This window comes from Streptomyces sp. DH12 (assembly GCF_020873895.1).
GTDB lineage: Bacteria > Actinomycetota > Actinomycetes > Streptomycetales > Streptomycetaceae > Streptomyces.
This window is the reverse complement of sequence record NZ_JAHWGT010000005.1, coordinates 1-13,765: the sequence shown is the minus strand read 5'-3', so window position 1 is coordinate 13,765 and position 13,765 is coordinate 1. Positions and strand designations below refer to the sequence as shown.

Annotated in this window: 12 protein-coding genes; 8 read left to right on the top strand and 4 right to left on the bottom strand. The window is 75.0% G+C overall.

The features are described 5' to 3' along the window. The first annotated feature begins 7 nt into the window (after window positions 1-7). The 3 genes from LPA54_RS05725 to LPA54_RS05715 are packed head-to-tail and all read left to right on the top strand — an operon-like array spanning window position 8 to window position 1,885. A complete protein-coding gene (locus LPA54_RS05725) occupies window positions 8-1,015 on the top strand; it encodes an iron-containing redox enzyme family protein (protein WP_228974428.1) in 1,008 nt (335 codons plus the stop codon). A 23-nt stretch (window positions 1,016-1,038) separates the two neighbouring features. Next, window positions 1,039-1,686, top strand: a complete 648-nt coding sequence (locus LPA54_RS05720; RefSeq protein WP_228974426.1) for a HemK2/MTQ2 family protein methyltransferase — start codon at window positions 1,039-1,041, stop codon at window positions 1,684-1,686. Continuing rightward, complete coding sequence (locus LPA54_RS05715) at window positions 1,673-1,885, top strand: CDGSH iron-sulfur domain-containing protein (protein ID WP_228974424.1); 213 nt, start codon at window positions 1,673-1,675, stop codon at window positions 1,883-1,885. Before LPA54_RS05720 ends, LPA54_RS05715 begins: the two co-directional genes overlap by 14 nt. A gap of 355 nt (window positions 1,886-2,240) precedes the next feature. Here LPA54_RS05715 and LPA54_RS05710 read toward each other — a convergent pair whose 3' ends face one another. Both LPA54_RS05710 and LPA54_RS05705 read right to left on the bottom strand, forming a co-directional pair. Then, complete coding sequence (locus LPA54_RS05710) at window positions 2,241-2,627, bottom strand: hypothetical protein (RefSeq protein ID WP_228974422.1); 387 nt, start codon at window positions 2,625-2,627, stop codon at window positions 2,241-2,243. 174 nt (window positions 2,628-2,801) lie between these two features. After that, window positions 2,802-3,149 (bottom strand): STAS domain-containing protein, encoded by a 348-nt coding sequence (locus LPA54_RS05705; protein WP_228974421.1) that lies wholly within the window; start codon window positions 3,147-3,149, stop codon window positions 2,802-2,804. 485 nt (window positions 3,150-3,634) lie between these two features. Here LPA54_RS05705 and LPA54_RS05700 point away from each other — a divergent pair, with 485 nt between their 5' ends. From LPA54_RS05700 to LPA54_RS05690, 3 genes are all read left to right on the top strand, one after another. Further along, entirely contained in the window at window positions 3,635-5,959 is a 2,325-nt protein-coding gene (locus LPA54_RS05700; protein ID WP_228974419.1) for a hypothetical protein, read from the top strand. Further along, window positions 5,956-6,381: a hypothetical protein gene (locus LPA54_RS05695; protein WP_228974418.1), complete on the top strand. Its 426-nt coding sequence runs from the start codon at window positions 5,956-5,958 to the stop codon at window positions 6,379-6,381. The genes LPA54_RS05700 and LPA54_RS05695 overlap by 4 nt, the downstream gene beginning before the upstream one ends. A gap of 180 nt (window positions 6,382-6,561) precedes the next feature. Then, entirely contained in the window at window positions 6,562-7,659 is a 1,098-nt protein-coding gene (locus LPA54_RS05690) for a chitinase (RefSeq protein WP_228974415.1), read from the top strand. 109 nt (window positions 7,660-7,768) lie between these two features. Here LPA54_RS05690 and LPA54_RS05685 read toward each other — a convergent pair whose 3' ends face one another. Together LPA54_RS05685 and LPA54_RS05680 are read right to left on the bottom strand one after the other, a co-directional pair. Then, window positions 7,769-8,731, bottom strand: coding sequence for a GNAT family N-acetyltransferase (locus LPA54_RS05685; RefSeq protein ID WP_228974413.1), 963 nt, complete (start codon window positions 8,729-8,731; stop codon window positions 7,769-7,771). A gap of 290 nt (window positions 8,732-9,021) precedes the next feature. Continuing rightward, window positions 9,022-10,521: an MFS transporter gene (locus tag LPA54_RS05680; protein WP_228974410.1), complete on the bottom strand. Its 1,500-nt coding sequence runs from the start codon at window positions 10,519-10,521 to the stop codon at window positions 9,022-9,024. Between the two features lie 435 nt (window positions 10,522-10,956). Between LPA54_RS05680 and lanKC the strand changes: the two genes are divergently transcribed. Beyond that, window positions 10,957-13,557 (top strand): class III lanthionine synthetase LanKC, encoded by a 2,601-nt coding sequence (lanKC, locus tag LPA54_RS05675; protein ID WP_228974408.1) that lies wholly within the window; start codon window positions 10,957-10,959, stop codon window positions 13,555-13,557. Further along, the gene (locus tag LPA54_RS05670; protein WP_058940762.1) at window positions 13,554-13,682 is read left to right on the top strand and encodes a SapB/AmfS family lanthipeptide; all 129 of its coding nucleotides are present in this window, start codon (window positions 13,554-13,556) and stop codon (window positions 13,680-13,682) included. Before lanKC ends, LPA54_RS05670 begins: the two co-directional genes overlap by 4 nt. Window positions 13,683-13,765: the final 83 nt, after the last annotated feature.

The window sequence follows — 13,765 nt, the reverse complement described above, 5'->3', positions numbered from 1 at the left end:
GGTGGGGATGACACACGACAGCCACGGGCCCGCGCTGCCGGAGGGCCGCGGGCCGCTCTCCGGCGCGGTCGCCGCCTATCTGCGCGGGACCGGCCCCCTGCCCCCTGACGAGGCGGTGCGTACCGCGGACGTCTACGGCGGCGACCTCCAGCTCGCCCTGTACCTCTGCTACGAGCTGCACTACCGCGGTTTCGCCGGTGTCGACCCGGAGCTGGAGTGGGACCCCCGGCTCCTGGCGACCCGCCGGGCCATGGAACAGCGCTTCCTGGGCGCGCTGCGGGCGGACACGCCGGTGCACGACAGCGTGGCGGAGGCGCTCAAGGAACTGCTGGTGGAACCGGCCGAGGGGGCCGGCGTCTCCCACTACCTGCGGGACGAGGGAGAGCTGTGGCAGCTGCGCGAGTACGCGGCCCACCGCTCGCTGTACCACCTGAAGGAGGCCGATCCGCACGCCTGGGTGCTCCCCCGCCTCTGGGGCCGGGCGAAGGCCGGCATGGCGGCGGTGGAGTTCGACGAGTACGGCGGCGGCCGGCCCGAGCGCGTCCACGCGCGGCTCTTCGCCGACCTGATGGAGGACCTCGGCCTGGACCCGGCCTACGGCCGCTACCTGGACGCGGGCTGCGCCCCGATGCTCGCCCTCGTCAACCTCATGTCCCTCCTCGGTCTGCACCGCTCGCTGCGCGGGGCCCTGGTCGGGCACTTCGCCGCCGTGGAGATCACCTCGTCGCCGGGCTCGCGCAGGCTGGCGGAGGCCATGCGCCGCACCGGCGCGGGCGGGGCCGCCGAGTTCTTCTACGACGAGCACGTCGAGGCGGACGCGGTGCACGAGCAGATCGTCCGCAGGGACGTCATCGGCGGCCTGCTCGCCGAGGAACCGCACCTGGCGGACGACGTCGTGTTCGGCATCGACGTGACCGAGTACCTGGAGCAGCGGCTCGGCGACCATCTGCTGAGCCTGTGGCGCGAGGGACGGACGTCACTCTGCGCAACCGAAGAGAATGCTGTTGCCATATGAGAAAGACGGGTACCCGGAGACGCATGAACCTGCTGGTACCGCCGGGGGTCTACGCCCCGCAGGATGACACGGCCCTCCTCAAGGAGGCCCTCGACACCGTGCCGCTGCGTGAGGGAACGCGCGTGCTCGACATCGGCACCGGGTCGGGTGCGCTCGCCCTGGAGGCCGCCCGCCGCGGCGGCCACGTGACGGCCGTGGACGTCTCCCGCAGGGCGGTGTTCGCGACCCGCCTCAACGCCCTGCTGGCCGGGGTGCGCGTGCACGCCGTCCGCGGCGACCTGCTGTCCCCCGTGGCCGGCGAGTCGTTCGACCTGATCATGGCCAACCCGCCGTACGTGCCGGCCCCGGACGGCGCCCGCCGGCCGCGCGGCGCGGCGCGCGCCTGGGACGCGGGCCACGACGGCCGCATGGTCCTGGACCGCATCTGCCGCGAGGCGCCCGGGCTGCTGCGTCCCGGCGGCACGCTGCTGCTGGTGCACTCGGTGCTGAGCGACCCGGACCGCACCCTGGAGCACCTGGGCTCCTCGGGCCTGCGGGCCGTGGTCGCGGACCGCCGCTGGGTCGCCTTCGGGCCCGTCCTGCGCTCCCGGCACGGCTGGTTGCGCGAGCGCGGGCTGCTCGCTCACGACGACGACAAGGAAGAGCTGGTGGTGATCCGTGCCGAACGATGACGCCCCGCGCCGCATCACCCTGCCGCGCAAGGGTCCGCTGCTGGTGGAGGGGCCGGTCGAAGTGGAGCTGGAGGACGGCACCCTGGTCTCCTCTGACCGCTTCCGCGTCGCCCTGTGCACCTGCCACCGCAGTCGGCGCTACCCCTGGTGCGACACCAGCCACCGCCGTAGCGCCCCGCCCCGGGAGACCCGCCAGTAGACCGCTCCCCCGGTCATGACGCCCCGCCCGCCCGGCGGGGCGGGCGTCGGCGTTCACGGCGCCGGCTCGCGCTCCGCGGGGCCGTCGTCGCAGATACCGGTCCCGGCGGTGCTCCGGGGACGGGCTCCCGCACACCTCCCAGCCGGGCCCGGTGTGCACGCGGGACACCTCCGCCGCGCAGCCACCGGGGCCTCATGGCACGGGCACGGCACGGGAGGCTTGCGCCCAGGGGGGCCGCGCCAGCCCTGTTCCGCCTCGTGGCCGCCCGCCCGACGGAGGCGCCCCCCGACACGGGTGGCGCGCAGAGCGCTGCTGGGTGATGTCGGCACGCCGGAGCTGGGCGTGCCGTCGGGACTCAGATGCGGCCGCCCGTCAGACGGGTGACGGGGCCGTGCGCGCGCAGGACGGACCTGCGCCCGCCGGCGTAGGCGCCGACGGCCACGGCCGTCGCGGCCGCCGCGACGCCGCCCGCGGTGACGGCGTTCGCCTTCAGGAGGCCCAGCGCCGGTACCGCGGCCTTGCGCCACACGCCGTTGACCGTCGACGTCAGGGCCTGGGCGGGGGCCGCGAGAACGCCCCCCGCCTCCTTGCGGGCCCCGTCGGCCTGGTCGGCCGCGGCGCGCGTCGTGTCGCGGGCCGCCCTGCCGGCCGTGCCGGTGGCGGTGCGGGCGCGCCCGTTCGCGGCGCCCGTCCGGGTGGCGGTGTCCTTGCCGCTGCTCTTGTTCTTGTCCGTTTCACTCATGGGGTGCGCCTAACCCGTCTTCAGCCGCGAAAACCGTTTCGCGGAAGGCGGCTTGAAGTGGGCGGGTCACGCGGCGCCCGCCGCGTGCGCGGCCCCGGCGGCCGACTCCGTCCGGGCGGGGGCGGGTTGCACCCGGCCCCGACGGCCCGCGTGGCCGCGCGGCGAGTCCTCGGGTCAGCGGCGTCCTGCGGGCTCACCGACGTTGTCGGCCGCCGTGGTCTCGAAGAGGGCGTACGCCTCCGTGAGGTGGAGCAGGTGCCTCGGCTGCGGCTGGAGGCCGGCGAGGACCAGACGGCTGCCGTCGTCCCGGACCCGGCGGCGCAGCCGCAGCAGCAGGTTGAGGCCGGTGGAGTCCATGAAGGGGACGCCGGACAGGTCGAGGCGCAGCGTCTTGCCGCCCACCGGGAGGACGGTGCACGCCTCGTCGACGCGGGGGCAGGTGGTGAGGTCCATCTCGCCCGTGACGGCGATGACGGTGCTCTGGGGGTGGTGGGTGACGACGACGGTGAAGGTGTCGGACACGGTTCGTCCCTCTCGGGGATCGAGCCCATGGACGGTCGCCCTCGGGGGCGCCCGCCGAGTGCGCGGCGTCGGGCCGCGCACAGCCGAGCGAGAACCACCCGTACCGTGACCGGGCCACCGACCGTGACCCCGGGACGGCGCGGGGTTCCCCCGCCAGACCAGGCTGGCTCCTGCCACAGTGACACAGGGCGAGCGGCCGGTGCCAGTGGCCCCCGTCCGCCCCGCGAGCGGGGCGGGGCGCCCCGGCGGCCCGAAGGCGGGAGGTGCGGGCGTCGGCCGCGCGGTCACCGCTCGACGCCGAGCGGGCCCGATTCCCCCGGCGGTGTCGTCCGTTCGGCTGACATCCGGCCCCCGGTTTCCTACAGTTGCGGGTCTCAGGTGTTCCGGGGGGTGCCATGAGACGACCGGCCGGCAGGGGGCGACTCGTCCTGCTCTGTGCCTTTCTGGTGGTGTTGGGCAGTCCGTGGTCACGTGACGTGCTCCTCATGTGGTCGACGGACAGCGCCGGGCTCCGACTGCTGCGCGGGGCGCTGTTCGTCCCCGGGTGGCACCTGGCACCGGGTGACGACCCGTTCCTGCGTGCCTATGCCTGGCTGGGCGGGTTGACGCTGGCAGGGCTGGTCGCCGGCATCCTGCTGCTGGTCCCCCGGCTGGTGGGCCGGACGCCCGCGGGCGGCGCGCGGTGGGCGGCCTCGGTCGGTGCCGGGGTGCTCGTCGCCGCCGTGAGCAGCGCGCTGGCCTGGCTGGCCGTCGAGACCGTTGAGCCGGGCATCCTCCTCGCCTTCGGCGAGAGCACCTCCTTCGGCGCCGTGCTCGTCGACGGGGTGCTCTTCGGCCTGGTGCTGGGCGTCCTCCTCGCCGTCGGGTACCGCGCGGCCGGGACCGCCCCGGGCACCGCGCCCCGTACGGCGTCCCGCAACCGCGAACGGAGGTCCGCCGTGGCCGACTCCCCCGACGAGCGCCCGGTGGCCGTCGCGACCGGCACCTCGCCCGGCGACGTGACCCGCTACCTGTGCGCCGCCGCGTACACCGACCCGGACTTCGCCGACCGCGTCGTGGAGGACGTGCTGGGCGACGGGCTCGGTGCCGTCGCCGCCTCGCCGGGCGTCGACCTGGTCCCGGTGGCGCGGCACAGTCTGACCGCGGGCAGGCTGCGGCGCGGGCGGGACCGCAGGCTGGCCGCCGCCTTCGGGCTCGTCGCGGTGTCAGCCCCCCTGTGGCTGCTGTTCGCACGGCTGGCGCTGGGGGCGCTCGCGTCGGCGTCGCGGACCCGTCGGCGCGCGGTGCGGGGGCGGGAGCTGCCGCCCACGTCGGCGGCGACGTGGCGACTGGCGGGCACGGCGGGCGGGCTGCTCGTCACCGGGGTGCTGCTCGGCGCCGCCCTGTCGGCGGCCTCCCTCCCGGGCCCGCTCGCCTGGTTGGCCGGCGGCTACCTGCTGGGGATACCGGCACTCCTCGCCGTGGTGGCCTGCTGCGCCCTGACCGTGCGGACGGTCGTGGCGGAGGAGGCGGACGTGGACGCGCGGCTGCGCGGCGCGCTGCGGCGCGACGCGTTCGACCCGGAGGGGCTGCCGCGGCCGGGGCACCTGGAGCCGTGGGCGGCCGCGCGGATCGCGGCCGTTTCCGATGCCCAGCGGGGCAACGTCAGCTGCTACAGCGGCCACTCGCCGTTCGTCGGGTACGGCAGGCGGGACGGGGAGTGGACGCTTTCGGTGCCGCTGCTGCCCGCCGACGCGGGCCCTGAGCGCCGCTCCGGGCCGGTCACCGGCTTCGACGCCTGGGACCTCGTGGAGCGGCTGCGGCACCGGCTGCGCGGGGCGGCGGAGGAGCCGGGGACGCCCCTGCCGGACCACGGCGAGGGGCGGGGCGCCGGACGAGGCGTCGCGGGGCACGAGGGGCAGGACCGTCGGGGGGCCGAAGGGCAGGGCGAACAGGGGGCCGGGGGGCGTGACGGCGCCCGCCGGGCGCCCGGCGCGGAGGGGCCCATCGCGGGGCTGGTGGTGGAGGACCGGGTGTTCGTCAGCGGCAGGGAGGCCGTCCGGGACCGCCGGCTGCTGCCCGACCCGCTGCGCCCGCCGGCCACTCGGCTGCCCCCCGAGACGCTGCGGTGGATCGCCCGGCACCCGGACGGTGCCGCGCGGCACTTCCTCACCTCCCACGTGCCGCTGTGGGGCGGGGAGATCGTGCCGACGCACTTCCTGCACGTGGCGGTGGAGGGCAGGACGCTGCACCTGCGATGCGAGCGGTTCGTCCTGGGGCCGGTACGGCGCGACATGCACCTGGTGGACCTGCTGCCGCCGGGCGCCCCCAGCGCCCGGCGGCGCCGTTCGCTGGCGCTGCGGGCGCTGCGGCGGTCCGGGAGCGCGCTGTGGGCGGCGCCGCGCTCGTGCCTGTCGGACGCCCTCGCCGACCGGCGCAGACGGGTGCGCCGGCGCCACGAGACGCGGGCCGCCTGCGACGATCCCGCGTACGACCGCGGCGCCCGGATCAGCGTCCGCGACCTCGCGCAGGGGCCCGAGTACTTCCACCACTTCCAGCTGGTCGACGCGTTGCGGACGTTGAACGCCCTCGACCGGCACGCACTGGCGGCCGTCCGGGACTTCCTGGACGACCACGGGGTCGACACGGCCGACTTCCGGACCCAGACGCAGACCATCCTCAACAACGGCGTGCTGCAGACCGGCGGGGTGAGCGTGGTGGGGAACCAGGCCGTCGGCACGGGCGCCCAGGCGACCGCGGAGTCGAGTACGGCACGGCCCGGAGGGCCGCCGCCGCCCGGACCCGCGGCCCGACGACAGGAGAGAGCGTGAACCGTCCAGCCGATTCCCGTCCCACCGATCCGCCGCCCGACGAGCCGACCGGGGCCCGCGTGCTCAACCTCGGCGTCCAGCAGTACGGGGGCCACAGCTCCGTCGGCAACCAGGCGGTGGGCCCGGGCGCCCGCGCCGTGGCCGGCCGCGTCACGGTGCAGGCGCCGTCGGCGGACCAGCGCGCCGAAGTGGAGGCCCTGCTGCTGCTCGTCGAGCGGCTGCTGGACGAGCACCGGACCGTACTGCCGGACCAGGAGTCACCCCGTACCGAGCTGCGTCGGCTGCGCGAGGAGCTGGACGAGGAGGCGCCGGAGCCGGGGGTGGTGCGGCGCGCCCTGGAGCGGCTGGCGCTGTTCGCGCAGCCCGCGGCGCCGCTGGCGGCGGCCGTGGCCGAACTGACGCGGGTCGTGCAGTCCTTCTGACCCCGCTGCCGCTCCCGGCCGCTCGCGCGCCCTCCTACGGGCTTCTGGTCCAGACCTCTTGACGATAGGTCTGGACCAGAAGACTCTGGCCTTCCGTCGAGTGCCGTCGAGCCCCGTCGACCCGCCGGGCGCCGTCGCGCGCGCCGCGGGCCGTGGGGCCGCCGAGGAAGGAGCGCGGACATGCCGCGACGCGGAAGGACGTCACTGGGGCTGGGGCTCGCGGTGGCGGGTCTCGCCCAACTGCTCGCCGCGGCGCTCCCCGCCGCCGCCCGACCGGTGCCCGCCGGCGGCGGGACGCCCGCCGGAGGGGCGTCCGCCGCCGCCACGTGCCCCCTCAAACCGCGCCCTGCCGGGAAGGTCCTCCAGGGGTACTGGGAGAACTGGGACGGCGCCGCCAACGGCGTCCACCCGCCCTTCGGCTGGACGCCGATCACCGACCCGCGCATCAGGCAGCACGGCTACAACGTCGTCACCGCCGCCTTCCCGGTGATCCGGTCGGACGGCACGGCGCTGTGGGAGAACGGCATGGACGCCACCGTGAAGGTGCCCACCCCGGCCGAGATGTGCGAGGCCAAGGCGGCCGGGCTGACCGTGCTGCTCTCCATCGGGGGCGCCACCGCGGGGATCGACCTCAATTCCCCCGCCGTCGCCGACCGGTTCGTCGCCACGGTCGTGCCGATCCTGAAGGCCCACAACTTCGACGGCATCGACATCGACATCGAGACCGGCCTCGTCGGCAGCGGCGACATCACCCGCCCCTCGACCTCACAGGCCAACCTCATCCGGATCATCGACGGCATCCTGGACCGCATGCCGCCCGGCTTCGGGCTGACCATGGCCCCGGAGACGGCCTACGTCACCGGCGGGAGCGTGGTCTACGGCTCCATCTGGGGCGCCTACCTGCCCATCGTCAAGAAGTACGCCGACAACGGCCGCCTGTGGTGGCTGAACATGCAGTACTACAACGGCAGCATGTACGGGTGCTCCGGCGACTCCTACGCGGCCGGCACGGTCGCCGGCTTCACCGCGCAGACCGACTGCCTCGACCGGGGCCTGGTCGTGCAGGGCAGCACCATCCGTGTCCCGTACGACCGGCAGGTGCCCGGTCTCCCCGCGCAGCAGGGCGCCGGCGGCGGCTACATGCCGCCGGCCACCGTCGCCCAGGCGTGGAAGGCGTACGGCGGCCGACTCAAGGGGCTCATGACCTGGTCGATCAACTGGGACGGGTCGCGGAACTGGACCTTCGGCGACAACGTCCGGGCCCTCCAGGGCCGCTGACGGGCGCCCGGGACCCGCCGTCGACACACCCCGCGGGTCCCGGCCCGGCCCACCCGTCGGCCACCCGGTTCGGCCACACGGTTCGGCCGGCCGGGCTCGGCCGCCCGGCTCAGCCGACGGCCACTCCGGCCGGGAGCACGACCTCCCAGGTGTCCACCGCGTAGTGGGTGTCCATGCCGTGGGCCTGGTACAGGCGCAGGGCGCCCGTCTCGTTCTGGGTGTCCACGCCGAGCCCGATCGTGTCGCGCCCCCGCCCCGCGTACACGGCGAACGCGTGCCGCAGCAGGTACCCGGCGACACCCCGGCCCCGGAACGACCGGCGCACGCCGATGTTGCCGATCCAGGCCATGCTCCGCCGGTCGTCGCGCGAGAACAGCACGGCGGCGTCCTCGGCGCCGACGGAGGCGATCCACACCAGCGACCAGTCGACGCGGTCGCCGCCACCGATGTCGTCGAGCCACTGCTCGTAGGTGCGGGGCTGGTGGTCGAAGTGCTCCGCGAACGTCTCCTGGATCAGGGCGTGGGCGCGCCGCCGGTCGGGTTCGTCGCGGCAGTCGCGCAGTTCCAGCCCGGCGGGCGGCTCGGAAGCCTCAAGGCCGGGGCCGGAAGCGGGGAGCGGACGGGTCATCACGTGGTAGCGCCGCACCCGGCGCCAGCCGCGGCGGGCCATCATGTCGAGGTCGGTGGTGGGCTCGGCGTTGAGGTGCAGATGGACCACCGCGCGGGAGGCGCCGTTGGCGCGCGCCCGGTCCGCGGCGCGGGCCTCGGCGAGGGCCAGCAGCCGTTCCCCGGCGGCCTCGTGGCCGGGCAGCACGTAGTGGTCGGCGTCGACGCGCTCGCCCTGGGACTCGTCCCACACCAGGGCGTAGGCGACGAGCCGGTCGCCGTCGAAGGCGAGCCAGGAGTCGAGGGCGAGGTCGACCTCGGGGTGGCGGAGGTCCGCCTCGACGGAGTGCAGGTCCGTCTCGGGCCTGCCGGTCTCGATGGTGTCGATCTCGTTGAGCAGCGCGCATATGAGCGACGCGTCTCCGCTGGTGGCGGGGCGGACGGCGCAGGGGGCTTCCGGATGCATCAGGCCACTCTCGGGGCACGGCCGCGCCGCCCGCAATCGATTTCCCGCGCCCGGGCGCCGGGTGGTCGGCGGTGGCGTGCCGCTCCGCCGGGTGGGGGTGGTGGCGGCCGGGATCCGGACCCGGGTGGGACGGGCCCCGGCCGCCTGGTGCCGTGCACGGCGCATCGAAGGGAGTATGGCCGCGGGGAGGCGGCCGGACGCACCGCTGTCGCATGGGCGCCACCGGGGGCGCCGGACCGGTCGGCCGCCGGGCGGTCCCGGGGTCGGCCCGGCCCGACCCGGCCGTGTCGTCAGGGGCGCAGGGAGACGGGTTCGGTGGGGGCGTCGGGCGCGCCGCCGGCGTGGGCCGACAGCGGGGTGGCGATCTCCTCGAGGGACTTGCGTTCCGCGGCGACGGCGAAGAACAGGGCGACGACGCCGCCCACGACCATCACGGCGGCGCCGAGGGAGAAGGCCAGCACCGTGTCGCCCACCACGCCGCTCTCGGTGAGCTTCGCGAAGATGAGCGGACCGGAGATGCCGCCGGCCGCGGTACCGATCGCGTAGAAGAACGCGATGGCCATCGCCCGGGTCTCCATCGGGAAGATCTCGCTGACGGTCAGGTACGCCGAACTGGCGCCCGCCGAGGCGAAGAAGAGGACCACGCACCAGCAGGCGGTGAGGGTCGTCGCGGTCAGCACCTCCTGGCCGAAGAGCCAGGCGGTCACGAAGAGCAGGGCGCCCGACAGCAGGTACGTGCCGGCGATCATCGGGCGGCGGCCCCAGGTGTCGAAGAGCCGGCCCAGCGTCAGCGGGCCGAGGAAGTTGCCGAGCGCGATCACCGCGAAGTAGTAGCCGGTCGATCCGCTCGGGACGTCGTAGAAGGTCGCGAGGATCGCGCCGAAGCCGAAGGTGATGGCGTTGTAGAGGAACGCCTGACCGACGAAGAGGGCGAAGCCGAGGACGGCGCGGCGGGGGTAGGTGCGCACGAGCGTCCGGGCGATCTCGACGAAGCCGACGCTGTGCCGCTGCTTGATGGTGATGGAACCGGCGGGGGCGGCGAGCGGCTTGCCGGTGTCCCGTTCCACCCGCCGCTCGGCGTCCGCGACGATCGCCTCGGCGCCCTCCTCGCGGCCGTGGATGAACATCCAGCGCGGACTCTCCGGGACGTGCCGCCGGACGAGCAGGACGACCAGGCCGAGGACCACACCGAGCCCGAAGGAGACTCGCCAGCCGACGTCCCTGGGGAGGATGTCGGTGTCGAGGAGCACGACGGACAGCAGGGAGCCGCCCATGGCGCCGAGCCAGAAGCTGCCGTTGATGACGAGGTCGACGCGGCCTCGGTACTTGCTCGGGATGAGCTCGTCGATCGCCGAGTTGATGGCGGCGTACTCGCCGCCGATCCCCATGCCGGTGAGGAAGCGGAAGAGGAAGAACCACCAGGACGAGTAGGAGAACGCCGTCATCGCGGTGGCGCCGAGGTACACCGCCAGGGTGATGAGGAAGAGCTTCTTGCGGCCGTAGCGGTCGGTCAGCCAGCCGAAGAGCAGGGCGCCCGAGCAGGCGCCCGCCACGTAGAGCGCGGCGGCGACGCCGGTGACCTGGGCGCTGCTGATGGCGAGGCCGCTGCCCTCCTCCGAGAGCCGGCTCGCCATGTTGCCGACGATGGTGACCTCGAGCCCGTCGAGGATCCACACGGTGCCGAGACCGATGACGATCATCCAGTGCCACCGCGACCACGGCAGCCGGTCCAACCGGGCGGGGATCCGCGTCGTGACGGTCCCGCCCGAAGCCTGCCCGTCTTCTCTCATCGTTTGCCTCCACGGCGTAGGGAGCCGCATGCACGTACCCCATGATCAATCCGGGGAAACGGGGCCTCACCCGTGCGGCCCGACGCCCCGGGTGCGGGTCGAGGGGGCCGGGGCGGACGGTGTGCGCGGTGCGAGCGGTGCGGGGGCGGGGATCGGCCCGGGTTCGGAGGCGGCCGACCGGTACTCGGGCGGCCGGGGCTCGTGGGGGGGGCCGACCGGGGCTCGGCCGGCCGGACCGCTGCGGCGTGCGGGGCCGGGGCCCGTGGGGCTCAGGGGGCTGCAGGTGCCGGTGGTCCCTGAGAGGCGTGCGGCGCCGGGGCGGCCGAGGTTACTCGTGCGTTCCGCACGGCTCGTTGCTGACAGCTGTGACTGTTGGCGGCCCCTCCGCGGCTGGCACCGTTCTTCCTGTCGCCGTCGCTGACCGAGGGAGCAGGTGTGATCAAGGGATACGCCACCTTCTGCGACGCGGACCGCCACTTCTACGACGCACCGCACCGGCTGTCCGCGGAACGCCAGGGAGCCAGGGGTGCGCTCTACGCGGCGGCGCTGGCACCGGTCCCCGACGGCTGGCGGCGCCACCGCAGCGGCGACTGGCTGGCGCTGCGCCCGGTCGGGGCGGAGCTCCCGGCGCAGGGGTGGAAGATCCACGTGTCGGCCTGCCTGGACAACGCGGAGTCGATCCTGGCCCGGGTGACTGAGTACTGCCTCGCCCACCGGATCGCCTTCAAGTTCGTGCCGAGCCGCTACCTGCTCCACAACCGCAACGCCAAGTACGCCGACCGCGCGGCCAGCGGCAAGTTCATCACCGTCTACCCGGCGGACGAGGAGCAGTGCCACCGCGTCGCCCGAGACCTGGACGCGCTCCTCGCCGGCGAGGACGGCCCGTACATCCTCAGCGACCTGCGCTGGGGCGAGGGCCCGGTGTACCTCCGGTACGGCAGCTTCACGCAGCGGCACTGCTACGACGAGGACGGCGAGCTGCGCCCGGCCGTCGAGGACCCCGACGGGCGGCTCGTGCCCGACCTGCGCGGACCGGTCTTCCAGACGCCGCCGTGGGTGCGCGTGCCGGACTTCCTCCAGCCGCACCTGGCGGGCCGCCGCTCCGTGACCCTCACCGAGGTGCCGTACACCGTCGAGCGGGCCCTGCACTTCTCCAACGGCGGCGGCGTCTACGTCGGCCGCGACACCCGCACCGGTGAGCAGGTCGTGTTGAAGGAGGCCCGGCCGCACGCCGGGCTGGCCGCCGACGGCGCCGACGCCGTGACCCGGCTGCGACGGGAGCGCGAGGCCCTGGAGCGGCTCTCCGGCCTCCCCTGCACACCGGAGGTGCGCGGCGGCTTCGAACTGGGCGGCCACCACTTCCTCGCGATGGAGTACGTCGAGGGCAAGCCGCTCAACACCTTCTTCGCCCGCCGCCACCCGCTGATCGAGGCCGACCCGACACCGGAGTCGCTCGCCGAGTACACCGCGTGGGCGCTGCGCGTCCACCGGATGGTGGAGGAGGCCGTCGAGGCGGTCCACGCCCGCGGCGTGGTCTTCAACGACCTGCACCTCTTCAACATCATGCTCTGCGAGGACGAGACGTCGGTGGTCCTGCTCGACTTCGAGGCGGCCGCGCACATCGACGAGAACCGCCGGCAGACCGTCGCCAACCCCGCCTTCGTGGCCCCCGCCGACCGGCGCGGCTTCGACGTCGACCGGTACGCCCTGGCCTGTCTGCGCCTGGCGCTCTTCCTCCCGCTCACCAGCCTCCTCCCGCTCGACCCGGGCAAGGCCCGGCACCTCGCGGACATCGCCGCGGCCCAGTTCCCGGTGCCGCGTGCCTTCCTCGACGAGGCGGTGGCCGAGATCCTCAAGGGGCGGCCGGACGCGGCGGCCGACGACGGCCCCTACCTGCCGGTCGAGCCGGGTGACTGGCCGCGCAGCCGCGACTCGATGGCGCGGGCCGTCACCGCGTCGGCGACGCCCGACCGGGAGGACCGCTTCTTCCCCGGCGACATCGCCCAGTTCGCCACCGCGGGCGGCGGGTTGACGCTCGGTCACGGTGCCGCGGGCGTGCTGTACGCCCTGGCCGAGACGGGCGCGCCGGCCCACCCGGACGCGGAGGAGTGGCTTCTGCGGCGGGTGAAGGAACCCCCGTCGGGCAGCCCCCTCGGGCTGTACGACGGCCTGGCCGGCATCGCCTGGACGCTGGACCGCCTGGGCCACCCAGCCCCGGCCGCCGACCTCGCCGGGCTCGCGATGGCCCGTCCCTGGGAGGGCGTCGCGCCGGACCTGCACGGCGGCCTCGCGGGGGTCGGCCTGGCCCTGGACGCCCTCGGGCACCGGGACGCCGCCCTGCGCTGCGCCGAGCTCGTCGCCGGCGCGCTGCCCGGCATCACCCGCGCCGGACTGCTGTACGGCGCGTCCGGACCCGCGCTGCTCTTCCTCCGCCTGTACGAACGCACCGGCGACACCGGCCTGCTGGACCTGGCCGCCGACGCGCTCGGCCGCGACCTGGACCGCTGCGTCGTCAGCGCCGGCGGGACGCTCCAGGTGGACGAGGGATGGCGGACGATGCCCTACCTGGGCGCCGGCAGCGTCGGCATCGGCATGGTGCTCGACGACTTCGCGGCGCACCGGACCGACGAGCGGTTCGAGCGGGCGCGCGGCGAGATCGTCCGGGCGGCCCAGGCCACGTTCTACGCCCAGCCCGGGCTCTTCCGCGGCGCGGCGGGCATGGTCCTGTACCTGAGCCGCACCACGACCCCGGGCCCCGGCACCCACCCCTCCGACGTACGACGCCAGATCGACGCCCTGGCCCGCCACGCGGTGCCGTACCAGGCGGATCTGGCCTTCCCCGGCGAGCAGATGATGCGGTTGTCCATGGATCTCGCCACGGGCACCGCCGGCTGTCTGCTGGCCCTCGGCAGCGCCGCGACCGACGGCCGCGCGCACCTGCCGTTCCTCCCGCCCTTGCGGCGGCCCCGGACCCGGTCCCAGTCAGGGACCGTGGAAGAGCACACCGTCCCCATGAAGGAAAGGAATCGATCATGACGCTTCTCGACCTGCAGTCGATGGAGACCCCGAAGGAAGAGGCCACGGGCGACGTCGCCACCGGCAGCCGGGCCAGCCTGCTGCTCTGCGGTGACAGCAGCCTCAGCGTCACGACCTGTAACTGAGCCGGTCCCGGCCGGGCCGCGCGGTGTTCGCACCGCGTGGTCGGCCGGCAGCGGCCGCGGCCCCGGGCGGTGTCCATCCGCCC